Annotated in this window: 22 protein-coding genes; 3 read left to right on the forward strand and 19 right to left on the reverse strand. The window is 68.9% G+C overall.

From position 1 onward, the window contains the following. Positions 1-29: 29 nt before the first annotated feature. The 12 genes from fzlA to FNF32_RS07300 all read right to left on the reverse strand — a co-directional run bounded on the left by fzlA (position 30) and on the right by FNF32_RS07300 (position 12,496). The gene (gene fzlA / locus FNF32_RS07245) at positions 30-710 is read right to left on the reverse strand and encodes an FtsZ-binding protein FzlA (protein WP_131672726.1); all 681 of its coding nucleotides are present in this window, start codon (positions 708-710) and stop codon (positions 30-32) included. Between the two features lie 95 nt (positions 711-805). After that, positions 806-1,561 (reverse strand): monofunctional biosynthetic peptidoglycan transglycosylase, encoded by a 756-nt coding sequence (gene mtgA, locus FNF32_RS07250; RefSeq protein ID WP_131672727.1) that lies wholly within the window; start codon positions 1,559-1,561, stop codon positions 806-808. Between the two features lie 50 nt (positions 1,562-1,611). Further along, entirely contained in the window at positions 1,612-2,235 is a 624-nt protein-coding gene (locus FNF32_RS07255; protein ID WP_131672670.1) for a DUF1269 domain-containing protein, read from the reverse strand. A gap of 85 nt (positions 2,236-2,320) precedes the next feature. Beyond that, positions 2,321-2,710, reverse strand: coding sequence for a hypothetical protein (locus FNF32_RS07260; protein WP_131672671.1), 390 nt, complete (start codon positions 2,708-2,710; stop codon positions 2,321-2,323). 125 nt (positions 2,711-2,835) lie between these two features. Next, positions 2,836-3,234, reverse strand: a complete 399-nt coding sequence (locus FNF32_RS07265) for a hypothetical protein (protein WP_131672672.1) — start codon at positions 3,232-3,234, stop codon at positions 2,836-2,838. A 4-nt stretch (positions 3,235-3,238) separates the two neighbouring features. Further along, complete coding sequence (locus FNF32_RS07270) at positions 3,239-3,547, reverse strand: hypothetical protein (protein WP_131672673.1); 309 nt, start codon at positions 3,545-3,547, stop codon at positions 3,239-3,241. Positions 3,548-3,591: 44 nt separating this feature from the next. Beyond that, entirely contained in the window at positions 3,592-3,984 is a 393-nt protein-coding gene (locus FNF32_RS07275; protein WP_131672674.1) for a hypothetical protein, read from the reverse strand. Continuing rightward, entirely contained in the window at positions 3,981-5,084 is a 1,104-nt protein-coding gene (locus tag FNF32_RS07280) for a DNA/RNA non-specific endonuclease (RefSeq protein ID WP_131672675.1), read from the reverse strand. The genes FNF32_RS07275 and FNF32_RS07280 overlap by 4 nt, the downstream gene beginning before the upstream one ends. 112 nt (positions 5,085-5,196) lie before the next feature. Beyond that, positions 5,197-9,732 carry a glutamate synthase large subunit gene (gene gltB / locus FNF32_RS07285; RefSeq protein ID WP_131672676.1) on the reverse strand — a complete coding sequence of 1,512 codons (4,536 nt, stop codon included), beginning with the start codon at positions 9,730-9,732 and terminating at the stop codon, positions 5,197-5,199. Beyond that, complete coding sequence (locus tag FNF32_RS07290) at positions 9,729-10,160, reverse strand: GFA family protein (RefSeq protein WP_131672677.1); 432 nt, start codon at positions 10,158-10,160, stop codon at positions 9,729-9,731. The genes gltB and FNF32_RS07290 overlap by 4 nt, the downstream gene beginning before the upstream one ends. Next, positions 10,157-10,891 (reverse strand): hypothetical protein, encoded by a 735-nt coding sequence (locus FNF32_RS07295; protein WP_246087718.1) that lies wholly within the window; start codon positions 10,889-10,891, stop codon positions 10,157-10,159. Before FNF32_RS07295 ends, FNF32_RS07290 begins: the two co-directional genes overlap by 4 nt. Positions 10,892-10,903: 12 nt before the next feature. Further along, a complete protein-coding gene (locus FNF32_RS07300; protein WP_131672678.1) occupies positions 10,904-12,496 on the reverse strand; it encodes an NAD(P)-dependent oxidoreductase in 1,593 nt (530 codons plus the stop codon). A gap of 258 nt (positions 12,497-12,754) precedes the next feature. On the opposite strand from FNF32_RS07300, the gene FNF32_RS07305 reads away from it, so the two are divergent. Next, on the forward strand, positions 12,755-13,621 hold the full coding sequence (locus FNF32_RS07305) for a hypothetical protein (protein ID WP_131672679.1): 867 nt from the start codon (positions 12,755-12,757) through the stop codon (positions 13,619-13,621). Between the two features lie 53 nt (positions 13,622-13,674). Then, positions 13,675-14,646 (forward strand): alpha/beta fold hydrolase, encoded by a 972-nt coding sequence (locus FNF32_RS07310; RefSeq protein WP_185961882.1) that lies wholly within the window; start codon positions 13,675-13,677, stop codon positions 14,644-14,646. A gap of 4 nt (positions 14,647-14,650) precedes the next feature. On the opposite strand, the gene FNF32_RS07315 is transcribed toward FNF32_RS07310, so the two are convergent. Continuing rightward, entirely contained in the window at positions 14,651-15,820 is a 1,170-nt protein-coding gene (locus FNF32_RS07315) for an acetyl-CoA acetyltransferase (protein WP_131672681.1), read from the reverse strand. A 76-nt stretch (positions 15,821-15,896) separates the two neighbouring features. Then, a complete protein-coding gene (locus FNF32_RS07320) occupies positions 15,897-16,892 on the reverse strand; it encodes a Gfo/Idh/MocA family protein (RefSeq protein WP_131672682.1) in 996 nt (331 codons plus the stop codon). Between the two features lie 138 nt (positions 16,893-17,030). Here FNF32_RS07320 and FNF32_RS07325 point away from each other — a divergent pair, with 138 nt between their 5' ends. Beyond that, positions 17,031-18,293: an AGE family epimerase/isomerase gene (locus FNF32_RS07325; protein ID WP_143796549.1), complete on the forward strand. Its 1,263-nt coding sequence runs from the start codon at positions 17,031-17,033 to the stop codon at positions 18,291-18,293. Between the two features lie 19 nt (positions 18,294-18,312). Here FNF32_RS07325 and FNF32_RS07330 read toward each other — a convergent pair whose 3' ends face one another. The 5 genes from FNF32_RS07330 to FNF32_RS07350 form a co-directional block, all read right to left on the reverse strand. Beyond that, complete coding sequence (locus tag FNF32_RS07330) at positions 18,313-19,662, reverse strand: PQQ-dependent sugar dehydrogenase (protein WP_131672684.1); 1,350 nt, start codon at positions 19,660-19,662, stop codon at positions 18,313-18,315. Then, positions 19,659-20,081 (reverse strand): DUF2231 domain-containing protein, encoded by a 423-nt coding sequence (locus FNF32_RS07335; protein ID WP_131672729.1) that lies wholly within the window; start codon positions 20,079-20,081, stop codon positions 19,659-19,661. Before FNF32_RS07335 ends, FNF32_RS07330 begins: the two co-directional genes overlap by 4 nt. A gap of 180 nt (positions 20,082-20,261) precedes the next feature. Beyond that, positions 20,262-21,656 (reverse strand): PepSY-associated TM helix domain-containing protein, encoded by a 1,395-nt coding sequence (locus FNF32_RS07340; RefSeq protein ID WP_131672685.1) that lies wholly within the window; start codon positions 21,654-21,656, stop codon positions 20,262-20,264. Positions 21,657-21,693: 37 nt separating this feature from the next. Then, entirely contained in the window at positions 21,694-22,113 is a 420-nt protein-coding gene (locus tag FNF32_RS07345) for a hypothetical protein (RefSeq protein WP_143796550.1), read from the reverse strand. Positions 22,114-22,335: 222 nt separating this feature from the next. Further along, positions 22,336-23,346, reverse strand: coding sequence for an alpha/beta hydrolase fold domain-containing protein (locus FNF32_RS07350; protein ID WP_131672687.1), 1,011 nt, complete (start codon positions 23,344-23,346; stop codon positions 22,336-22,338). Positions 23,347-23,407: the final 61 nt, after the last annotated feature.

Below are 23,407 nucleotides of genomic sequence, written 5' to 3' on the forward strand. Positions count from 1 at the left end.
GATGGGGGGCGGCGCCCCCCTGCGGCCGGTCAGAAGTCAAGCTGGGCATAATGCGGCGCGGGCGGGATGCCCGGCACCTGATCGGCCAGCACGCTGCGGAACGCGGGCCGCGACTTCACGGTCGCATACCAGTCGCGCAGCGTGGCCGAGCGGTCCCAGTCCACGTCCGAGATGTAGTCGAGGCACGACAGATGCGCCGCAGCGGTGAAGTCGGCAAGGCTCAGCGTGTTCCCCGCCAGCCACTTCCGCGTTTCCAGCAGGCCGGTCAGGTAATCCATGTGGTCCTTGACCGCACGCAGGCCGCCCTTGACCAGCTTGCTGTCGGGATAGCCCGCCTTCATCACCTTCTTCCACACCCGTTCGGACAGGATGGGCTGGGTGACTTCCTCGTTGAACTTGTCGTCGAACCACGCGCAAAGGCGGCGCACCTCGTAGCGTTCCAGGGGCGAGCCGGGCATCAGGGGCGGGGCGGGGACCGTCTCGTCCAGGTACTCGCAGATGGCCTGGCTTTCGGCCATCAGCCGCCCGTCCATCCGCAGGACCGGGATCTTGCCCGCGGGATTGCGCTTGAGGACCTCGGACCCCGGCTCCCAATAGCGTTCCTCGACCAGCTCGACCTCGATCCGCTTCTCGCCCAGGACCAGCCGCACCTTGCGGCAGAACGGGGACAGCGCGATGTGGTAAAGGCGCGGGGTGGTCGTGGCGGTCATGGACATGCGGGCGATCTGGTCTGGGCTCATGGCGTGCGGGGGACCTTGCGGTCATACGCGCCGGGCGCGCGCGTTTCAACCGCGGGGGCGGCAGCTCAGCCGGCCGGAACCTCGCGCTGGAAGCAGGCGGCGCGGCCGTCGGCATCGATGGTGGCCGCCCCGTCGGCGATGGCGCGCGCGCGGCGCGATCCGGGGTCGGGGCTGCGGGTCTTGGGCGCGGGCAGGACCGCAGCCAGGGCCGCCGCCTGCCGCGCGGTCAGCTTGTCGGGGGTGGTCCCGAACAGCTCGCGCGCGGCGGCGTCGATGCCGAATATGCCGGGGCCGAACTCGGCCACGTTCAGATAGGCCTCGAGGATGCGGCGCTTGGACCAGACCGCCTCGATCATCGGGGTATAGACCGTTTCCAGCAGCTTGCGTGCCCAGCTTCGCCCCTGCCACAGATACACGTTCTTCGCCGTCTGCTGCGTGATGGTCGATGCGCCGCGGTTCGACCCGGACGCGACGACGCGCCGGATCTCGGTCATGTCGAAGCCCCAGTGGGTGCAGAAATTGGCGTCCTCGGCCGCGACGACCGAGCGTGCGACCACCGGCGCGATGTCGTCCATCCGCACCCAGGCGCGGGGGCCGGGCCCGGCCTCGCGCATGATGGTCCAGGTCGTCGGCGGGTTGACCATCCAGTAAAGGACGACCAGCGCCGCCATCAGCGCCACCACCCGCAGCGCGAACCACCTGAGCGGTCGGGTAAGCCGCCCGAGCGGCCGCAGCAGGCGCGTGACCCCGCCCCGTCGCCGCGCGGGCGGCACGGGAACGGGGTCATCGACCGGCGGGGCAGGGGGCGTGCCAAAGCGCATGGGGCGTGGTGTCACGCCCCCGCGCCGCGCGTCAAGTTCGGCGTGAGGGGCTACAGCCGCGGAGGCCGGGACGGATCGGCCGCCACGTCTCCAGCCGGACCGTCGCTGTCGGGCCCGTCCTCGGCCAGGATCGACGACTTGTGGGCGCCCGTGCGCGCGTGCGGCACGGTGACGGCCTGACCCGCCCCGCCCGACAGCGCAGACCGCAGTCGCGCCTCATCCTCGTTCCCCAGCGAGGTCTGGATCACCCGCGCCGTGCTGCCATAGCGTTCCAGCCGCGGCAGCAGCTTGTCGAGGTTCATCTTGCGCGACAGGATGAACACCGCGCCGCTGCCGACCGGAACCGTCTTGCCGATCTGGCGGATGAAATCGTCGTTGATGCCATAATCGGAGGCATTTCCGGCCAGCGCCCCGGCCCCCGCCCCGACCGCCGCGCCGAGCAGCGGATTGAGGAACAGAAGCCCGATCAACCCGCCCCAGAACCCGCCGCCCAAGGCGCCCGCCGCCGTCAGGTTCGCCGCCTGGTGCAGCTGGTAATGCTCGGCATCCGGCCGGGTGACGACGACCGCGTCCTCGAGCTCGACAAGGTATTCGGACTGCGCCTTCGCAAGATCCTGCCGCACGGCAAAGGCGTCATCCTGGTTGTCGAAGGCGATCACGATGAGGTCGGACATGGGTTCCTCGGGGCTGGCTCTTGTTGCGGCCCAACCCCCGCCGCGCGCGCTCGGTTCCCCCCGCGGTTCCCCGCAGCCGCCCTCGCTAGCGCGCCCCGGGGCGAAGGCTCATGGCGTAGCCCTCGACGTTGCCCTTGCCGCCGCCGATCGACCAGCGGGCGGGATCGTCGTATTCGAACTGCACGTCGATCTCCGGTCCCGGCCGGCTGATCTGGACCAGCGCCTGCACCCAGCGCTTGCCAACCTCGGCGGCCATGACGTCCTGAAGGTCGGCGGCGAGGTTGATGAGGTCATCGCCGTTCTCGTCGGGCAGCGATCCTTCCCAGTCGTCGCCGGAATAGACGTAGCCGTTCATCGACGTGTGCCCCGGCTCGACGTTGATGACGATCGAGATTCCGTCCCAGTCGCTGTTCATGTAGGCCGGATCGGACAGGATCGCGTAGCCGATATCCGTGATCAGGTCGTCTTTGCTCATTGGATGGGGCTTTCTGCTATGGGCTTGCTAATGAGCGGGGGTGCCCCCGCGTCTCGCAGTGATGATGAATTCGCTGTTAGTTGCAACGTTGTTAGCCGACAAGAATTGGTAGCTTCGCCGCAGGCCTAATTACTTGTTTGCACCGGCGGCCTCAGGCTTTCGGCGTAATCCGCCAGATCGAGGCTGACCTTTTTCAGCGACCAGCGCGTGGGGTCGTCGTATTCGAACTGGATGTCGATTTCTGGGCCCGGACGGGTGATGTGGATGAGGGCCTGCTTCCAACGGTTGCCGGTTTCGGCGGCCATGGCGTCCTGAAGCTCCTGAAGGGAGTCGAACAGCTCAAGAGAGTATTCTTCAAGTTGAAGCCCCTCCCATTCCGTTGCGAGAAACCGATAGCCGGTCCTCTGAAGGTGCCCTGGCTGAATGGTGGCAACGAAAGACAAGGCATCCCACGACGCGGCCCGGACAGCACTGTCAGATAGAATCAGTTCGCCAATTTTCATGACGAGATCGTTCTGGCTCATCGGATTATCTACGCTCTATTTCAAGCCGCTCGGCTATTTCCTTGCGGGTCAGGCGCGAAAAACCTTGCCCTGCCGAATTGTTGAACAAATGCTCGTTTGGATAGACAAGGCGCCCTGTGGTCGGGTCGATAACTTCGTAGCGGACGTCCACGATTCCCGGCCTCCCGCTCGCATCCATCGTCCCCAGCCGCACGTCCAGTCTTACCTCAGCGCCCGCCTTCACCCAAACGGACGACTCGTTCATCATCGTCCAATACGCGCTGGCGGTGAAGGTCTTCAGCGTCTCCAGCAGCACGCCGATCTGCGGGAACATGTTGACTGCCCGCTGGATCATCCAGAAGCCAGTCCCCGTATCCGTCACCTGCGAGGCGGTCGGAGGCTCTCCGCATAGTCCGCCAGATCAAGGCTAACCTTCTTGAGCGACCAGCGCGTCGGGTCGCCGTATTCGAACTGGATGTCGATCTCGGGGCCGGGGCGGGTGATGTGGATGAGGGCTTGTTTCCAGCGGTTGCCGGTTTCGGCGGCCATGGTGTCCTGGAGTGCTCTCAGTATGTCGATCAGGTCGCGACCGTGCCGAGGGGTTTCGGCATACCAGTCCTCGTCAGCGTAGCGATACCCTGTTAGGTTCGTCCGTTCGGGCGTCAGCGTGGCAACAAGAGAAATGTCGGTCCACTCGTCATCCGCATAGTTCTCGTCGGATAGTATCTGAAAGCCCGCATCCGTAATGAGATCGTCCGCCGTCACGGTCATCGTGCTAGCCTCGCGAGTATTTCTGACTTCGACATTCGCTGAAAAACCTGACCAGCACGATTTTCGAAATAGTCCTCATTCTTGTAAACACGTCGATCATTCGACCAAACTTCGTAGCTGACGTCTACAACGCCCGGCCGCCCGCTCGCGTCCATCTTCCCCAGCCGCACATCCAATCTGACCTCAGCCCCCGCCTTTACCCAATCGGACAACTCGTTCATCATCGTCCGATACGCGCTGCCGTTGAAGTTCTTCAGCGCGCCGAGTGGCACCCCGTTCTGCGGGAACATGTTGATCGGGCCTTGGTCACCCACGAAACGGTGGTCGAAGATGTGGCCGCCATGGTCGCTGGGCAACCCGCTTTTTCCGACTGAGCGTTGCGCCGCCTTTTCCGTCGACGATCTCGTAAGGCCGCTGAAGACCTCGCGCAGCACGGCTTTGGCGCGGACGACACGACCTGCGTTGTCCGAATGCCATTCAACCTCGTTCCGCCCGATGCTGGCCGTGCGGATGGTCAGGTTGCCGACCGCGCCGCCTGCCGCACCATCGGCTTTCGACGCGGTTCTTGCGGTCACCGCCTCCGCAACCTCGTCCCCTGCACCCAGCAGGCCCGACACGGCACGCACGCCTTTGCCGGCGAGACTCATCGCCACCCGCGCGAGCGCTACGGTTTCGGCAGCGCTGACGACCAGCGCGCCGCCCTTTTCCGCGTCTCCGTTCAGCGTCGCCTTCGGAAGCTCGAACTCGCGTATCCGCTCGAACGTGCGTTCGTTGCGTGCGTGGTAATCCGCTGCGGTCTGGTCGAGGCCAAACGCGTCAAGGCCGGCCGCGATACCCGTGTTTACCCCGTAGCCGATGCCGTTTGCAGCCACGATCCCGAGGTCGCCAACCGAGATGACGTCATTCAGAACTTTTTTCAGGCCGCCTGCAACCGCTTCTTCTGGACTGTTTGTTGCCGCCGCAAGTTGCCGGATAGGGGTGTCGAGAAATGACCGCTTTGGCGTCGGATGGACCGGCGCCACGCTATGCCGGGCCCCGCGGCCGGAAGCCTGCGCCTCGCAAGGGTGCCCGGCTGCCTGCATGACGTAGTTGCATGACATGTTTATCGCTCCTTGCTTGCCGCCCGGAAATAGTAGGAATGCTGTGCGAAGGTTTCATCTCTCAATCTGACGATCGGCACAACAGCGCCGATCGGCAATCGGCGCCCTCGCCTCACTCCGCCGGCACCGCCGCCAGATCGCCGGTCTCATCCAGCGGGTGCTTCAGGTGCGCCAGCATCTCGACCGGGCAGACCTGCAGGAACGCGGCGCGGGTGCGGGGCCAGTCCTGCAGGATCTCTGTCGCCCGTGCGCTGCCGGTTTCCGCCGCGTGGCGCTCGACCAGCGCGCGCAGCTGGTCTTCCCAGAAGGTCTGCGTCACCGGGCAGGTGACCAGCGTTTCCATGTTCAGGTGCTTTGCCGCCACGCCCTCGGGGTCGTAGATATAGGCCATGCCGCCCGTCATGCCGGCGCCGAAGTTGGTGCCGATGGACCCCAGGATCACCGCGACGCCGCCGGTCATGTATTCGCAGCCGTTGGTCCCGCAGCCCTCGATCACCACCTTCGCGCCCGAGTTCCGCACCGCGAAACGTTCGCCCGCGCGCCCCGCGGCGAACAGGTGGCCGGCGGTCGCGCCGTAAAGGACGGTGTTGCCGATGATGACGTTGTCGGCGGCGACCAGCGGGCTGCCCATCGGCGGCTTCACCACGATGATGCCGCCCGACAGACCCTTGCCGACATAGTCGTTGGCGTCGCCCGTCACCTCGATCTTCAGGCCCGGCGCGGCAAACGCCCCCAGCGACTGCCCGGCGCTGCCCGTCAGGCGCAGCGTCAGGTGGTCGGGCTGCAGCGTGTTCCGCATCCCGTATTTCTGGACGATCAGCGAACTGGTGCGGGTGCCGATGGTGCGGTGGGTGTTCCGCACGGCATAGGACAGCTGCATCTTCTCGCCGTCCTCGAAGAAGCGGGCGGCGTCGCGGGCTATCTCGGCGTCCAGCGTGTCGAGGACGGCGTTGCGGGGCCGCGAGCGGTCGTAGACGATCTTGTCCGCGCCATCGACGGTGATGAGCAGCGGGTTCAGGTCGAGGTCGTCCAGATGCGCCGACCCCCGGCTGACCTGCGTCAGCAGGTCGGCGCGCCCGATCACCTCGTCGATGGACCGCGCCCCGATCGAGGCGAGGATTTCCCGCACCTCCTGCGCGTAGAAGGTGATGAGGTTCACGACCTTGTCGGCCGAGCCGGTGAACATCGCGCGCAGGCGTTCGTCCTGCGTGCAGACGCCGACCGGGCAGGTGTTCGACTGGCACTGGCGGACCATGATGCAGCCCATCGCGATCAGGGCGGCGGTGCCGATGCCGTATTCCTCGGCCCCCATCATCGCGGCCATGACGATGTCGCGGCCCGTCCGCAGCCCGCCATCGGTCCGCAGCGTGACGCGGTCGCGCAGGCGGTTCATGGCAAGGACCTGGTGCGCCTCGGTCAAGCCCATTTCCCAGGGCAGGCCCGCGAATTTGATGGACGTGGCGGGCGACGCGCCGGTGCCGCCGTTGTGGCCGGAAATCAGGATGATGTCGGCCTTGGCCTTGGCCACCCCGGCGGCGATGGTGCCGACGCCCGACCCGGCCACCAGCTTGACCGTGATCTTGGCGCGCGGGTTGATCTGCTTGAGGTCGTAGATCAGCTGCGCGAGATCCTCGATCGAATAGATGTCGTGGTGCGGCGGCGGCGAGATCAGCGTGACGCCCGGCGTCGAATGGCGCAGCCGCGCGATCAGGCTCGTGACCTTCATGCCCGGCAGCTGCCCGCCCTCGCCGGGTTTCGCGCCCTGCGCGACCTTGATCTCCAGCTCCTCGCAGGCGTTGAGGTATTCCGCCGTGACGCCGAAGCGGCCCGACGCGACCTGCTTGATCTTGGCCGACGGGTTGTCGCCGTTGGGTAGCGGCGCGTGGTGGGCCGGGTCCTCGCCGCCCTCGCCGCTGTCGGACTTGGCGCCGATGCGGTTCATGGCGATGTTCAGCGTCATGTGCGCTTCCGGGCTGAGCGCCCCCAGGCTCATCCCCGGGGTCACGAAGCGCTTGCGGATCGAGGTGATCGATTCCACCTCCTCGATCGGGACCGGCTTGCCCAAGGGCTTGATGTCGAGAAGGTCGCGGATGTGGATCGGCGGGTTCGCCCGGATCGCGGCCGAGAACTGCTTCCACACCTCGTAGGACGCCTTTTCGCACGCGACCTGCAGCAGCCGCATGGTGCCCGCTTCCCAGGCGTGCTTTTCGCCGGACCGGCGGGCCTTGTAGAAGCCGCCGATCGGCAGCAGGTCCGCGGCCTGGGTGAAGGCCTGCGCGTGGACCTGTTCCAGCTTGCGCTGGATGCCGATCAGGCCGATCCCGGAGATCCGGCTTTGCATGCCGGGGAAGTATTCGGCGACCATCGCGCGGCTCAGGCCCACCGCCTCGAAGTTCAGGCCGCCGCGATAGGACGACAGGACGGAAATCCCCATCTTCGCCATGATCTTCAAGAGCCCCGCGTCGATCGCGTCGCGGTACCGGCGCATCGCGGTGACAAGATCGCTGTCGAGCAACCCGCGCCCGATCCGGTCGGCGATGCTGTCCTGCGCGAGATAGGGGTTCACCGTCGTCGCGCCGCAGCCGATCAGCACCGCGAAGTCGTGCGGGTCCACCGCCTCGGACGAGCGGACGTTGATCGAACAGAAGGTCCGAAGGCCCTTGCGGGTCAGCCATGAATGGATCGCGCTGGTCGCCAGCACCATCGGAATGCCGATCCGGCCCTCGCCCAGCGCCTCGTCGGTCAGCACGATCTGGCCCGCGCCCGACCGCACCGCGTCCTCGGCCTCGGCCCGGATGCGGTTCAGCGATTGCTGCAGCGCGTCGGGCCCCTGCCCGAAGGTGCAGTCGATGCGCGTCACCTGCTCGGCAAAGGCCGCCATCAGCTCCTCGAACTCGGCATTGGCGAGGAACGGGGTTTCCAGCATCGTGATCTCGGTCTGGGCCGAGCTTTCATCCAGCACGTTCTTGAGGTTGCCGAACCGGGTCTTGAGGCTCATCACCCGGCTTTCGCGCAGGCTGTCGATGGGCGGGTTGGTGACCTGGCTGAAGTTCTGGCGGAAGAAGTGGCTGAGCGGGCGGTACTGCCGCGACAGGACGGCCGGCGGCGTGTCGTCGCCCATCGAGGCGAGCGTTTCCTTCCCGTCCTCGGCCATCGGGGCGAGGATGGTTTCCAGTTGCTCGACGCTGTAGCCGGCGGCGATCTGGCGGCGACGCAGGGTCTCGCCGGTGAAGGACACCGTTTCCGGCAGCTCCCGCATCTGCGCGGACAGCTGGACGACCTTCTGCACCCATTCGCCGAAGGGCTGGGCGGCGGCGAGTTTGTCCTTGATCTCGCGGTCGTGGTAAAGCCGCCCCTCGGCCATATCGACGGCGATCATCTGCCCCGGCCCCAGCGCGCCCTTTTCGCGGACGGAGGTCTCGTCCACCGGGACCATGCCCACTTCGGAGCCTGCGACCAGCAGCCCGTCGCCGGTGACGACATAGCGCATGGGGCGCAGCCCGTTGCGGTCAAGGCCGCCGCAGACCCAGCGCCCGTCGGTCATGGCCAGCGCGGCGGGGCCGTCCCACGGCTCCATCACGGCGTTGCAATAGGCGTACATGTCGGCCCAGGCCTTGGGGATGTCGGTGGCCGACTTGGACCAGCTTTCCGGGACCAGCATGGTCTTGGTCATCGGCGCGTTGCGGCCCGACCGCACCATCACCTCGAACACCGCGTCCAGCGCGGCGCTGTCGGACGAGCCCGCGGGCACGATCGGCTTGATGTCCTCGGCCATGTCGCCGAACGTGGACGACGCCATGCGGATTTCGTGGCTTTTCAGCCAGTTGACGTTGCCGCGCAGGGTGTTGATCTCACCGTTATGGGCGAGCATGCGGAACGGCTGCGCCAGCCACCACTGCGGGAATGTGTTGGTCGAATAGCGCTGGTGGTAGATCGCGAAGGCGCTTTCGAACCGCGCGTCTTTCAGGTCGGGATAGAACTCGGCCACCTGCTCGGCCAGCATCATGCCCTTGTAGATGATCGACCGGCAGCTGAGCGAGGCGAAGTACAGCCCCTGCACCTGCGCCGCCGTGGCCGCCCGCTCGATCCGGCGGCGGATGATGTAAAGCTCGCGCTCGAACGTCTCGTCGTCGATGTCCTTTTCGCAGCGGATCAGGATCTGCTCGATCTCGGGACGGGTCGCGTTGGCCTTTTCGCCCAGGACGGCGGTGTTCACCGGCACGTGCCGCCAGCCGTAGATGTAGTGGCCCATCCGCAGCACTTCGGTTTCCACGATCGTGCGGCAGCGTTCCTGCGCGGCGAAATCGGTGCGCGGCAGGAACACCTGGCCCACGGCGATCAGCTTGCCCGCGTCGGGTTCGTGCCCGGTGCGGCGGACCTGGTCGTGAAAGAACGGGACCGGGATCTGGACGTGGATGCCCGCGCCGTCGCCGGTCTTGCCGTCCGCATCGACCGCGCCCCGGTGCCACACGGCCTTCAGCGCGCCGATGCCCAGTTCGACGACCTTGCGGGACTTGCCGCCGTCGATCGACACGACAAGGCCCACGCCGCAGGACGCATGCTCGTCCTCGGCCCGGTACATCGAGTTTTCCGCCATCCAGGCGCGGCGGGCTTCTTCGTCGGCCATCCAGCTCGGGGAAATGGTCACGGCATGTCTCCTTCGAGATGGGGGTTCGTCGCTTCGTACTCGGCGCGGGTCTTGCGCCGGTGGTCGCCTGCCAGCGCAAGGCCCGGCAGCGCCCGGTCCACGTAGATTTCGCTTGTCAGCGGGATGTGGCGGGCGTCGTCGAAAAGGCCGGGCATCAGGTCGTAGTCCGCGTCATCCCTATCGGTGTCGCGCATCCACAGATGCGATCCGCATGTGGGGCAGAAAGCGCGTTCGGCAAAGGCGGTGGACTGAAAGCGCGTGACGTCGCCGGTCACCGTCACGTCGGACGCAGGCGCGGAAAAGCACACGAACAACGCCCCCGACCACCGCTGGCACATGCGGCAATGGCAGGCGCCGGTGAAGCCGCCATGCCCGGCGACCGTCACCGTGACCGCGCCGCACAGGCAATGGCCGTGCATCGCGGTCATGCCCCGCCGCCCGTCGCGCGGCCGACCATCTGCATCTCGCAGTCGTATTGCGGCTCGGTCGAGCCGAAGCCCGGCTGGCCCGGCAGGCTGAACTGCACGGGGCTGTCGTTCGTGTCCTGCCGCTCGCCGGTCCAGTCGGTCGCGGTCTCGACCCCACCGTAGAAGCGGCGCTGGGATTCGTTCACGAATTGCTGGCCGGAGCGTTCGATCAGCAGGTTGTCGGCCTCGTCATAGGTTTTCAGCTGAAAGCGCGTGATCTTCAGCGGCACGCCTGCGATGTCGGCGGTTTCCCCCGTCAGCTCGTCGCGGCCCACATGGTGCAGCCGCTCGCCCGTGTCCGACCGGGTCCAGAAGTCAAAGTCGTCGCTGCCCTCGGCCAGAAGCGTCGTCAGGCTGGAATCGTCCGGCCCGCCTTCCTCGATGACGTCGGTGATCCCGTCGACAAGGCCGTGGCTTTCCATCCACCGCGTCTCGTTGTCGATCCGGGACCGGTAGGACGCGCCCTCGCGGGTGAAGTATTCGACCCACTGGTCGCCCGGCGTGTCGGCGTCACAGCGGTAATGCTGCGACACGGTGCAGCTGCGGTTCTGAACCGTCATTTCCAGCGTGCAGCCGGCGGGCGGGGAAAAGACCGGCGCGGCCGCCAGGGCCGGTCCGGTGGAAAGGACGCCGAGCGCCAGCGCCAGCGCGCCGCCGGTCGTGTCGAGCCTGAGTGCAAAGGGTCGTGCCATGGGTTGCCCCCCTTATTCGGCGGCGATGCTGCCCGACCGGGTCAGCGCGGCCGCGATGCTGTCGGCCGCCTCGCGCCCGTCGCGGATGGCCCAGACGACGAGGCTCGCGCCCCGCACGATGTCGCCCACCGCGTACACCCCCTCAAGGCTGGTGCGGTGGGTGCGGTGGTCGGCGCGGATGGTGCCCCAGCGCGTGACCTCCAACCCCTGAACGCCCCAAAGCCGCGGCAGTTCTTCGGGCTCGAACCCCAGCGCCTTGATGACGAGGTCGGCGGGCTCGTCGTGGACCGCGCCCTCGATCAGTTCGGGGGTCTGGCGGCCCGACACGTCCGGCGCGCCAAGCCGCATCCGCTGCACCTGCAGGCCGGTCACGCGGCCCGGAGCAGCGTCCGCGACAGGCCCGGTCGAGGCGTCGGTTTCCGTCCGCAGCCGCGCGGGCGCGAGCCGGGGGTTGTCGCCGATCCCGTCGCCGTCCACGTCGCCGCCGTCGTTGGCCACGTCCGATTCGTCCCGACGCGCGGCGTCGCCCGCGACATGGCCGGAGAATGCGGCGGGGGCGGACAGCCAGACGAACTCAACGCCTTCTTCCTCGGCGTTCTGAACCTCGCGCTGCGAGCCGGGCATGTTGGCGCGGTCGCGGCGGTACAGGCATTTCACGCTTTCCGCGCCCTGACGGATCGCGGTGCGGACGCAGTCCATCGCGGTGTCGCCGCCGCCGACCACGACGACGCGCTTGCCGGCCGCGTTCAGCTCACCATCCGCGAAGTCGGGGACGTGGTCGCCCAGGTCGATCCGGTTCGACGCGGTCAGGTAATCCAGCGCCGCGACCACCCCTTGGGCGGGCGCGTTGTCCATGTCGAGGTCGCGGGTCTTGTAGACGCCGGTCGCGATCAGGACCGCGTCGTGCTGCGACCGGATCTCGTCGAAGCCGATCGAGCGGCCGACATCGGCGTTCAGCCGGAAGGTGACGCCCGCGTCGGCCAGCAGTTTCGAGCGGCGTTCGACCACCGGCTTTTCCAGCTTGAAGCCGGGGATGCCATAGATCATCAGCCCGCCCGCGCGGTCGTGCCGGTCATAGACCGTGACCTGAAATCCCATCGCCCGCAGCCGGTCGGCGGCGGCAAGCCCGCCCGGACCCGCGCCGATGATGCCGACGCTTTCGGGGCGTTCGACCGCCGGGCGCGGACCCTGCACCCAGCCCTCATCCCATGCGGTGTCGGTGATGTATTTCTCGATCGCGCCGATGGTGACCGTGCCGTGACCCGACTGCTCGATGACGCAGTTGCCTTCGCACAGGCGGTCCTGCGGGCAGATGCGGCCGCAGATTTCCGGGAAAGTGTTGGTTTCCTGGCTGCGCAGATACGCCTCGTGCAGCCGCCCCTCGGCCGTCAGGCGCAGCCAGTCGGGGATGTTGTTGTGCAGCGGGCAGTGCGACTGGCAGTAGGGCACCCCGCATTGCGAGCAGCGGCTGGACTGCTCGGCGGCCTTGGCGTCGGCGAACTCGCGATAGATCTCGTGGAAATCCCGCGCGCGGTCGGGCGCGTCGCGCTTTTCCGGCATCTCGCGTTCGACGGTCACGAACCTGAGCATCTTTTGCGTGGCCATCGGCTGCGTCCTTCATGAGATCACGGGCGCGGAGGCCCTGCGAATCGTTGTAAAACATGGGGCTGGAGCATAAAAGGCAACGTTGCTGACCTATCATGCGATTGTCGCGCGGCGCTTGCTAACGCCTTGCCGCCGCCCGATTAATTTAGGTCGCAAAACGGACCTTATTGCCGCAGCTGCAAACTGCGAGCGCACGGGCTTCCCATCACGCCCTTCGTCCGTTACCCCTCGATCCTGTTTTGTTCCCGATGAAAGCCGATGGACGGAGCGCAGCCAGACATCTTTACCCCCTTCGGCCCGGTCCGCGACGGCGACGTGCCGATCGTCGCGGGCTTCGAATGCGGCCGCCTGCATTGGAGCGGGCACGACCTGCTGCATTCGACCGACCACCTGCCGCAGGGCGGCATGCCGCACCACTATGCCACGGCGATCGGGCAGGGGGCGCGGGGGGCGCGCGACGGGCTGTCGTGGCGCCATGACGTGGTGGCGCGGGTGCAGGCGGTGCCCGCGGGCTTTCCGGTGATCTGGGACTTCTGCCATTTCGACCTGCCGCCGCGTCCCGCCGCCCACGCCATCGCTTGCACGGTGGCGCTGCCGCCGGGCGCGTGGGCGATCGCGGTCAACGAGCCGTCGGTGGGGCGGCGGGTGTCGGGGATCACGCCCGCCCGCGCCGTCGCCGCCGCGCGCAAGATGATGACCAGCGCCGCGATGCTGCCGAACGCGCCGCGCTTCGCCACCTGCGACCCGTTCCACCACCTCGCCCCGTTGGTCTTTCGCGCGACGGACGAACTCGTCTCGACCGGCCTGATCGGCATGGTCGGCGTCAACTACTACCCCCACCACGCGGCCGAACCGCTGCACCGGGTCCTGCGCGCGGTCGCCGACAGGTACCGGCTGCCGGTGATGATCGCGGAAACCGGCTGGCATGACGGGTTGCGCGCGGCCCACCGGCGCTTTCCCCATATCCGCGACCGCTGGGGCTGGCTTGACCACGTCCGGGCCGAGATCGCGCTGTCGGGCGTGCCGGTCACCGGCATCTGCTGGTATCCATGGCTCGACATGCCCGACTGGGACGACCCGCGCCGGGGCAGCTGGCCCTGCGGCTGGCCGGGGCGGCAACGCTGAAGGCGTCGATCGGGGGCCGGACTGCGTTGGGGCGAAGCAACCACGAGGGCCCCATGCCGCGCACCCGATCCATCCTGTCCGCAACCGCCCGCATCCTCGCCGGAACGGCGCTCGCCTCGCGCGCCATGCAGGCGGCGATCGAAACCGCCGCCCCGCGCCAGGGCCGCATGATCGACGCCGGGGGCCTGCGCCTGCATGTCGTGTCGCGCGGCGCGCGGCGCGAGGGCCGGCCGGCGATGCTGATGGTCCACGGCCTTGCCGGGACGGCGCGCAATTTCACCATGCGGCTGACCGGACTGCTGGAGGGCGACCACGAACTGCACGTCGTGGACCGCCCCGGCGCCGGTTATTCGGACGACATGGGGACGCGCGGCACCCTGGCCGCGCAGGCGCGGCTGCTGGTGGACCTGATCGACACGCTGGGCCTTCACCGGCCGCTGCTGGTCGGGCATTCGCTGGGCGGCGCGCTGTCCTTGCAGGTGGCGGTGGATCATCCGCAGGCGATCCGGGGCGCCGCGCTGATCGCGCCCGCGACCCACGCGCTGCGCTCGCCCCAAACGGCGGCGTGGCAGCGGGCGCTGCTGACGCCGTCGCCGCTGGGCTGGCTCTGGACGCAGACCCTCGCCGCGCCGATGGCGGCGCCGCTGTCGCCGTTCGTGACCGGCCACATCTTTTCACCCGAGCGCTGGCCGCTGTCGGTCGGCTGGCAGGGCGGCGGCTACCTTGCGCTGCGCCCCCGCAGCATCGCCGCGTCGGGCCGCGACCTGCGCACCGCGCTGGATGAACTGCCGGCGCTGTCGCGGCGCTACGGCGAGCTGTCGGCGCCGGTCCACGTGCTGGGCGCGGAAAGCGATGCGCTGGTGCCGCAAGCCGAACACGCGGCGCGGCTGGCGCGGGAAAGCGGCCGGGTGCGGCTGACGCTGGTGCCGGGCGGGCACATGCTGCCGATCACGCAGCCGCATCTGGTGGCGGCCTGGCTGCGCGACGTGGTGGATATTGTGGCGGACGAGGTGGCGAGCCCCTGATCCCCTACTTCACCCGCTCCATGATCGAGACGTAGTTGGCGACCGCCGCCCCGCCCATGTTGAACACGCCCGCGAGCTTTGCGTCCGGGATCTGCATCCCCTCGGCCTCGCCTGCAAGCTGCATCGCGGCCATGACGTGCATCGACACGCCCGTGGCCCCGATCGGGTGACCCTTGGCCTTCAGCCCGCCCGAGGGGTTCACCGGCAGCCGCCCGTCCTTCTGCGTCACGCCCTCGCGGATGACGCGGTGGCCTTCTCCCGGTTCGGAAAGGCCCATCGCCTCGTACTCGATCAGCTCGGCGATGGTGAAGCAGTCGTGGCTTTCGACCAGCGACAGGTCGTCCAGCGTCAGGCCCGACTGGTCGAAAGCCTTGGCCCATGCCATGCGGGCGCCCCGGAACTCCAGCACGTCGCGGTGCGACATGGCCATGACGTCGTTGGCCTGTGCGCGCGCGCGGAATGCGATGGCGCGGGCCATGCCGGCGGCGGTCTCCTCGTCCGCGAGCACCAGCACCGCCGCCCCGTCGGATACGAGCGAGCAGTCGGTGCGTCGCAGCGGCCCGGCCACGCGGGGGTTCTTGTCGCTGATCGTGTTGCAAAAGGCGGTGTCGAAGTCCTTGCGCATGTGCGCGTAGGGGTTCGCGACGCCGTTGCCGTGGTTCTTGGCGGCGATCATCGCAAGCTCCTCGGACCGGTCGCCGTAGCGCTGGAAGTACTTGTCGGCAATCTGCCCGAACAGGCCCGCGAAACCGCCCTGAACCTCGGCCTCTTCCTTGCGGTAGGAACAGCCCAGCAGGATGTCGCCCACCTCGACGTTGGGGGTCGCGGTCATCTTTTCGGCGCCCACCACCAGCGCGATCCGGCCCCGGCCCGATTCGATGAAGTCCATCGCCCCGTGCATCGCGGCCGATCCGGTCGCGCAGGCGTTTTCGTACCGGGTGGCGGGCGTGTGGGCGAAGCGTTCGTCGCCCATCGCGACCAGCGCGCCCTGGAAATCCTGCCGCGCGAAGCCGTTGTTGAAGACGCCGACGAAGATCCCGTCCACGTCCTCGGGCGCGATGCCCGCGTGATCCAGCGCCTGCGGCACAACCTCGGCCATCAGGGTTTCTGTGTCGGGTGCCTCGGCCTTGCCGAAGCGGGAATGCGCCCAGCCGACGATCTGTGCCTTGCCCATGATGTGCCCCTTGCGATGCGTTCGCCCCGATGAATGGCACCCGCGGGGCAGGCTGGCAACATCCGTGACGGCAGGGTCATACCCCGCCGTAGTCCACGGCCGTCCGCATTCCCGTCGCCGCGGCCTGGGCGACCGCCTGCGCCACCGCCACCGCCTTCGCCCCGTCGACGCCGGTGGCTGCGGGCTGACCCCGCCCTTCCGTCGCCTCAGCGAACATGGTCAGCACGCGCTGGTGCAGGCTGTGGTGCGAGAACGGGACGGTTCGGATGCCTTCGGCGGTCCGCAGCAGGACCTCGCCGCCCGCGCGCGAGGTCATCGTGCCCGCGCCCACGATCGAGCCTTCGGTGCCGTGGACCTCGATCCCGTTGCCGGCGAAGGGGTGGGTAAAGCTCACATGCACCATGACCTGCGCGCCCGAGGGCATGGACCACGCCGACACCACGTTGTCGTCCACCCCGCCCCCCAGCGTCGGCGGGGCGGACAGCGCCACCACCTCGGCCGGGTCCTCGTTCAGGTGAAAGCGCACGATGTCGGCGGCGTGGACGAGGATGTCGGCGATCACCCCGCCCGTGGCCCGGTCATGCACCCGCCATCCCTGCCGATGGGGCGGCAGCTGTATCGCCTGGAACACCCGCATGCTCTGTACCCGGCCGATCCGGCCGTCCTGGATCAACTCGCCCATCCGCTGGTGGCTGCCCGCGCCCCGCAGGTGGTGGTTGGTGGCAAGGACGCGGCCGCTTGCCCGCGCGGCCCGCTCCATCCGCACAGCCGACGCGAGGTCGGTGGACAGCGGCTTTTCGCACATGACATGCGCGCCCGCATCCAGCGCCGCGATGGTGTGGTCATGGTGCAGGTCGTTCAGGGACGAGACATAGACGGCGTCAACCGGCCTTTCCCGCAACGCGAGGTGCGGATCGGTCCGGCTGACGGGGATGCCGTGTTCGTCCGCGAACGCCCGGCCGCGCGCGGGGTCGCGCGACATCACCCACGCGATCTCGCCCCCGGTGGCGCGGATCGCGGGCACCATGTGCGTGCGCGCCATGTCGCTTGCGCCGATCAGACCCCATCTCATGCCGCCGCCTCGTTCCGTTCGATGCCTCCGATGGCATGCTGACAGCGGCCGCTCGCGAAGGCCAGCCGCACCGGCGGGCTGGCGCGACGGGCCGGGCGGTGAAATGGTGCCGCGACGCCTGCCAAGAAGGAACCCGCGATGCCGCTGCCCCGCAACGACGACCCGACCCCGCCGTGGCGCGACCGGCCCGACCATCAGGCCTGGCTGCGGGCCGAGGCTGAACGGCAGGTCCGCTTCTTCCGTCCCAGCCTGCGGCGCGGGGGTGCCTTCGCGGTGCTGGACCACGACGGCAACCCGCTGCCGGGGCAGGTGCAGGAACTGCATACCACGACGCGGCTGGTCCATTCCTATGCCCTTGCCGCCGCCGCGGGCATGCCCGGCACCGACGACATGATCGAGGCGGGAATGGCGCGGCTGTGGTCGCACCACCGCGACGCGCGCCACGGCGGCTATGTCTGGTCCACCGAAGGCGACGGGGTGGGGGACGGCACCAAGCTGGCCTATGGGCACGTTTTCGTCCTGCTGGCCGGCGCGTCCGCCAAGTCGGCCGGGCACCCCGACGCCGACCGGCTGATCGCGGACGTGACCGAGATCATCGACCGGCATTTCTGGGACGAGCCGCGCGGCCTTCTGCGCGACGAATACACCCGCGACTGGCAGCCCTTTTCGACCTATCGCGGCATGAACGCCAACATGCACGGGATCGAGGCGCTGCTGACCGCGTTCGAGGCGACGGGCGAGCGTCAGCATCTGGACCGCGCGGGCCGGATCCTCGATTTCTTCGTGGGGCAGGTCGCGCCCGCGCATGGCTGGCACATTCCGGAACATTACGACGAGAACTGGCGGGTGGACCGCGCCTATCGCGGCAACCCGATGTTCCGCCCGCCGGGCACCACGCCGGGCCATTCGTTCGAGCTGGGGCGGCTTGCGCTGCAGCACTGGGACCTGACCGGCCGCGCCGACCCCGAGGCGCCGGACCGCGCGCGGATGCTGATCGAAACGGCGCTGGCGGCGGCATGGCTGCCGCAGGGCGGGTTCGCCTATACGCTGGGCGACGACCGCCGGCCGCTGATCGCCGACCGCTACTGGTGGCCGGTGACCGAGGCGATCGGGGCCCTGTCCGCCTTGCAGAAACTGGGGGACGTGTCGCGGGCCGGGGAGAACAACGAGGGGCTGGACGCGGACGAAGCGTGGTATCGCCGCCTGTGGACCTTTGCCGACGCGCATCTGATCGACCGCGCGCGGGGGGGCTGGTTCCCGGAACTCGACGATCGTGGCCGTCCGACCTCGCGCCAGTTCACGGGCAAGCCCGACATCTACCACTCGCTGCAGGCGGCGCTGCTGCCGCAGCTGCCGGGCATCTCGCGCCTGGCCGGGGAATTGCGGGACGGCGCGCGCTGACTGCGCCGTCCCGGGCATTTTACCGCGTCGGGGTGACGCGCCAGATCGTGTTCGACAGGTCGTCGGCCACCAGAAGCGCGCCCTTGGGGTCAACGGTCACGCCCACCGGGCGGCCGCGCGTGTTCCCCTCGTCCACGAGGAAGCCCGACACGAAGTCGATCGGCTCGCCTGCGGGCTTGCCGTTCTGGAACGGCACGAACACCACCTTGTAGCCGACCGGATCGCTGCGGTTCCAGCTTCCGTGTTCGCCCACGAACGCGCCGTCGGCGAACTGCCCGCCCATCGCCGCGTTCGAGAACGAAACGCCAAGCGCCGCGACGTGCGACCCCAGCGCATAGTCGGGCGCGATCGCCGAGGCGACCTTTTCGGGGTCCTGCGGCTGGGCGCGCGGATCGACGTTCTGGCCCCAGTAGCTGAAGGGCCAGCCATAGAACGCCCCGTCCTGGACCGAGGTCAGGTAGTCGGGAACGAGGTCCGGGCCGATCTCGTCGCGCTCGTTCGCGACGGCCCACAGCGTGCCGGTGCCCGGCTGGATGGTCAGCGCGGTAGGGTTGCGGATGCCCGTCGCGTAGGGGCGATGCGCGCCGGTCCGGGCGTCGATTTCCCACACCATCGCGCGGTCCTGTTCGGCCGCCAGCCCGCGTTCGGTGATGTTGCTGTTCGACCCGATCCCCACGTAAAGGAACCGCCCGTCGGCGCTGGCCGTCATGGCCTTGGTCCAGTGGTGGTTGATCTCGGACGGCAGGGTGGTCAGCGTCACCGGCGGGCCGTTGGCGGTGGTCTGGCCGTCCACGTAGTCGAAGCGGACGACCGCGTCCTGGTTGGCCACGAACAGCGACCCGTTCACCAGCGCAAGGCCGTAGGGCGCGTTCAGGTTCTCGGCAAAGACGCCCTGCATCTCGTAGGTGCCGTCGCCGTCTGCGTCGCGCAGCAGCGTCAGCCGGTTGCCGCCCTTGACCCCGCTCTTGCCCAGGTTCTTGATGAAGCCCGCGATGAAATCCTTGGGCCGCAGCTTCGGCGCGCCGCCGCCCGACCCCTCGGCCACGAGGATGTCGCCGTTGGGCAGCACCAGCATCTGGCGCGGAATCTTGAGGTCCGTCGCGATGGCGGTGACGCTGTAGCCCTGCGGCACCGTGGGGACCGCGTCGCCCCAGGTGGCGGGGCGCGGCACCTTCATGTCGGGCAGAAGCCCGCGCTGCGGCTCGGGCAGGGTCGGCTGCGGGCCGACCTGTGCGGCGACCGGCGTCGCCTGTGCGGTGGCGGCCGGTGTAGTGGCGGCGGGTGTCGCGGCGGGCGCGGTCGCGGACTGCGCGAGCGCGGCCACGGGCGCCAGCGCGACGGCGCTGGTCAACAGAAGCGAACGGATCATGCCAGATCTCCCGAGCGGAACCCCGCAAAGCCGATCCACGACGCGATGAGCGCCAGGATCACGGTCACAGCCGACAGCCACAGCCCCATCGGCATCGTGGCGGCGGCGTCCTTGGCGTGGACAAAGGCGTTGACCAGACCCACCGCGAACGTCAGCAGCAGGACGGCGAAGTAGCCGCCGCGCCCGCGGTCGCCGCGGCCACGGTTGGCGATCAGCGCGATCAGCGCCCAAAGAAGCGCAAGCCCCGCGCCCACAAGCGCGCCCGCGATCAGCCACGACGCGAAGTTCGCCCACTGGATGTTCCAGCTGCGCGAATAGGCGACGTCGCTGATGAGCGCGCCCAGGAACAGGGGAAGCGGGATCGCCAGAAGGATCGCGTGCAGCGGGTGCAGCGGCCTCCGATGATCGAGATAGGACATGGCGACCACGACGATTTCCTTCTGCTGGCGCGAACGGTCCCCGCCCGCAAAGGCGGACGGGGCACGCAGGGGAAATGCGGCGCGGGGCGGATAAGTTTCCCGGATTCTGGGACCGCGACGCGGCGTCCGCCCGCGCGCCGCGCCGCAGACGCCCGGCGCGGCGGGTCAGGCGCGGCGGGGTCAGGCGCTCCGTGCGGGCCGTGCCCGTGCCGCAACCCGCTGCCCGATCAGGTCGAGGGCGACCATCACGACCATCGACAGCCCCGTCAGCGGGAACAGCACCCCGCCGATCCCCAGCAGGACGAAAAGCCCCGCGAACACGCGCCGGTCCGAGGGCAGGGGCGGCACCCCCAGCGCCCGCGCCGGCCGCCGTTTCCACCACATCACCGCCGCCGACACCGCCAGCAGCACGATCCCCGCGCAGGCCAGCAGCAGGACGATCTGGTTCGCCGCGCCGAAGGTCTGGCCCATATGGGTGTTCACGCCCCATTCGATCGCCTTCGCGACGGGGCCGTAATCCGCGAAGCTCACGTCCACCAGCGGTCGGGCGCTGTACTGGTCAAGGTGGATCACCCGCTGCGCGGCGATGTCGTCGGGATAGACCGAACCGGAACAGACCCCGGTCGGCCCGTTGGGCAGCGCCACGGAAAAGCCCGGATGCAGGCCCAGGGCGCGAAACGCCGTGACCGCCGCGTCGATGCCCACCGGCGCCATGCCCGCGTGCGGCGCGTGCGTCATGGGGATCTGCGCCTGCTCCAGCGTCCACGAGGTCTTGGCCACGTGGTCCAGATGTTCGGCCGACATCGGCACGTCCACGAACAGCCCGGCCGGATAGCCGAAGTTCGTGCCGTTCGCCCAGCTGTGCACCTTGGCGCCCCAGACGGACGACCAGGGCAGCCCGGTCAGGGCGAGAAACAGGACGAACCCGCCGACCGCCAGCCCCGTGACGGCGTGCAGGTCGCGCCAGAACACGCGGCGCGCGGGCGTTCCCCTGACGGTGACGACACCCCCGGCCGCCCCCGCCCTTGGCCACCAGAGATAGGCGCCGGTCAGCACCAGGATGATCGCCCAGCCCGCCACGATCTCGATCCACATCCGCGGGGTCGCGCCGAAGAAGCGCAGCGAATGCAGGTAGCGCACGGTCCAGGCGAAGGTGCTGCGGTCGGGCCTGACCTCCAGCACCCGGCCGTCGTGCTGGTCGACATAGACGGCCATCGGGCCGCCGGTCCCGGGCTGGATCGTGATCTCGGTCGAGCGGTCGTCGGACGGCGGCTCGGTGATCTTCACGACCTTGCCGGGCTGCGTCTGTTCGGCGGCGGCGATCAGTTGCGACGCCGGCAGCCGCGCGTCGGACGGGGCGACGCGGATGAAGCGGGCGTGGACGATGCCGTCCACCTCGTCCTTGAACAGGTAGATCGCCCCGCTGAGCGCCAGCGTGACGAGGAAGGGCAGGATCAGCAGCCCGGCATAGAAATGCCAGCGCCAGACCGCGCGATAAAGGTCGGAAGGCTCGCGCCGGGCGGTCTTGCGCAGCGCGTCGTCGTGGCGGCCGCGGCCGCCGGAAATCTCGGTCATGTTCGATGGTCCGGTCTGATGTCGGTGGGGCAGGCGATCAGACGCGGAAAGGTGGCCCCGTGGACGGCGGAAGCCCGGTCGCGCGCGAAACGGCGATGACCGTGGAAACCGGGGCGAGGGGGGCCACGCGCGGCGTCGGCGCGGGGCCCTGCGGCACGTCCGCCGCGGGAAGCGCCACGGCAAGCTGCCCCGCCGCCCAGTCGCAGGCCGTGTGCCCGGCGGGACGATGGTCGCCGTCGCCGTCCGGGTTGCCCGGCGCGGCATCGACCGGCCGCATGGTGGCCGGATCGACCGCGATCTCGGTCGCGGTCCCGTCCATGCAGATGACGAGCGCGATCGTATCGTCCGCGATCCGCGCCGGCATCACCCCGGCCGCCAGCAGCGACGCCAGGAAGAACGGCACCAGCCCGAGCCAGAGCGCGACCGCGCGGAAAACAGGATGAACGTGACGCCCCATGCGCGACCGGTAAGTGATCGCCGGACGCGCGGCAATGGGTGCGTCGTCAAGCCGCCCGCGCTTGCAAGGATCGCGCGCATGGCGGCCGTTCGGCCGCGCGTTCGCGCCCATCCGCCGACGCGGCGGAACGGATGCTTGCGCGTCCGGCGCGTCTTGGGGGGTGCCTTCGGGGCGGTTCGGGCCGGCCGCCCGCAACAAGGCTTCAGCTGTCCCCTGCTTCGCTCAGGTCCCGCCGACATGCCTTTCGATAAACGCCGCCGCCTCGTCCAGCGCGGCCCGTCCTTCGGGCACCGGGACGACCGGCCAGCTATGGGGCATGCCGGGATACTCGCTGAGGGTGAAGTCGGTGCCCGCAGCCCTGGCGCTTGCCATCAGGCGATGCGCGTCGGCGTTCAGGATGTCGTCGGTCCCGGTCAGGATCAGCGTCGACGGCAGACCTTCCATCGACGCCGAAAGCGGGTTGACGCGCGGGTCGTCCGGCGCAAGCGCACCGGCCCACTGCTTGCCCGCGGCCCGCGTGCGGCTGATGGACAGCAGAAGATCCCGCCTGGCGATTTCCGTCTGGGCCGGGTCGCTGACGGTCAGATCGCCCCAGGGCGAGAAAAGCACCATCGCGGCAGGCATCTGGCCGCCCCGGGCTTGCAGGCGCTGGCAGAACGACAGCGCCAGCCCGCCGCCGGCGGAATCGCCTGCTATGACCAGCCGTTCCGCGCCGACGCGGCTGACGAGGTCGTGGTAAACGCGCTCGATCAGGGCGTAGGCGGGTTTGTGATCGTGCTCCGGCACCAGCGGATAAAGCGGGATCGTCACGTCGGCGGGAAGCCGGTCGGCAAGGCCCGCAATGATGGTCCAGTGCTGCGCCAGCAGATGAAGCTCGAACCCGCCGCCGTGAAGATACAGGATGTGCAGATCGCCGTGATCGCCCTTCTGGCCAAGGCCAAACACCCGGCCGCCGTCCACATCCTGCTGGCGAAACCGGAACCGGCGGCTGACCGCGGCGGGCGGCAGCGCCTCGCCCGTCTTCCTGTTCGCCGCGATCGCCGCGAGCCGCCCCTGGGGCGTCGAGGTCTTGCGGGCGCGGTTCAGCAGCGGCAGGACGATGGAGATCAGCGCCTCGGCCTGAATGCTGCGCCCCGAACGTCGCGCCGACAACGCCACCAGCGCGGCGGCTAGGACGCCGCTCGCCATCACGCAGCCCGCGACGACGACAAGCACGAGCGCGATGTCCTTCATGAAGGCGAGCCGACCCGGCCGCGCCCGTCGGTCGCATCACCGCACCGGGAATGCGGCGGCA

This window comes from Paracoccus marinus, from assembly GCF_007018965.1.
Taxonomy (GTDB): domain Bacteria; phylum Pseudomonadota; class Alphaproteobacteria; order Rhodobacterales; family Rhodobacteraceae; genus Paracoccus; species Paracoccus marinus.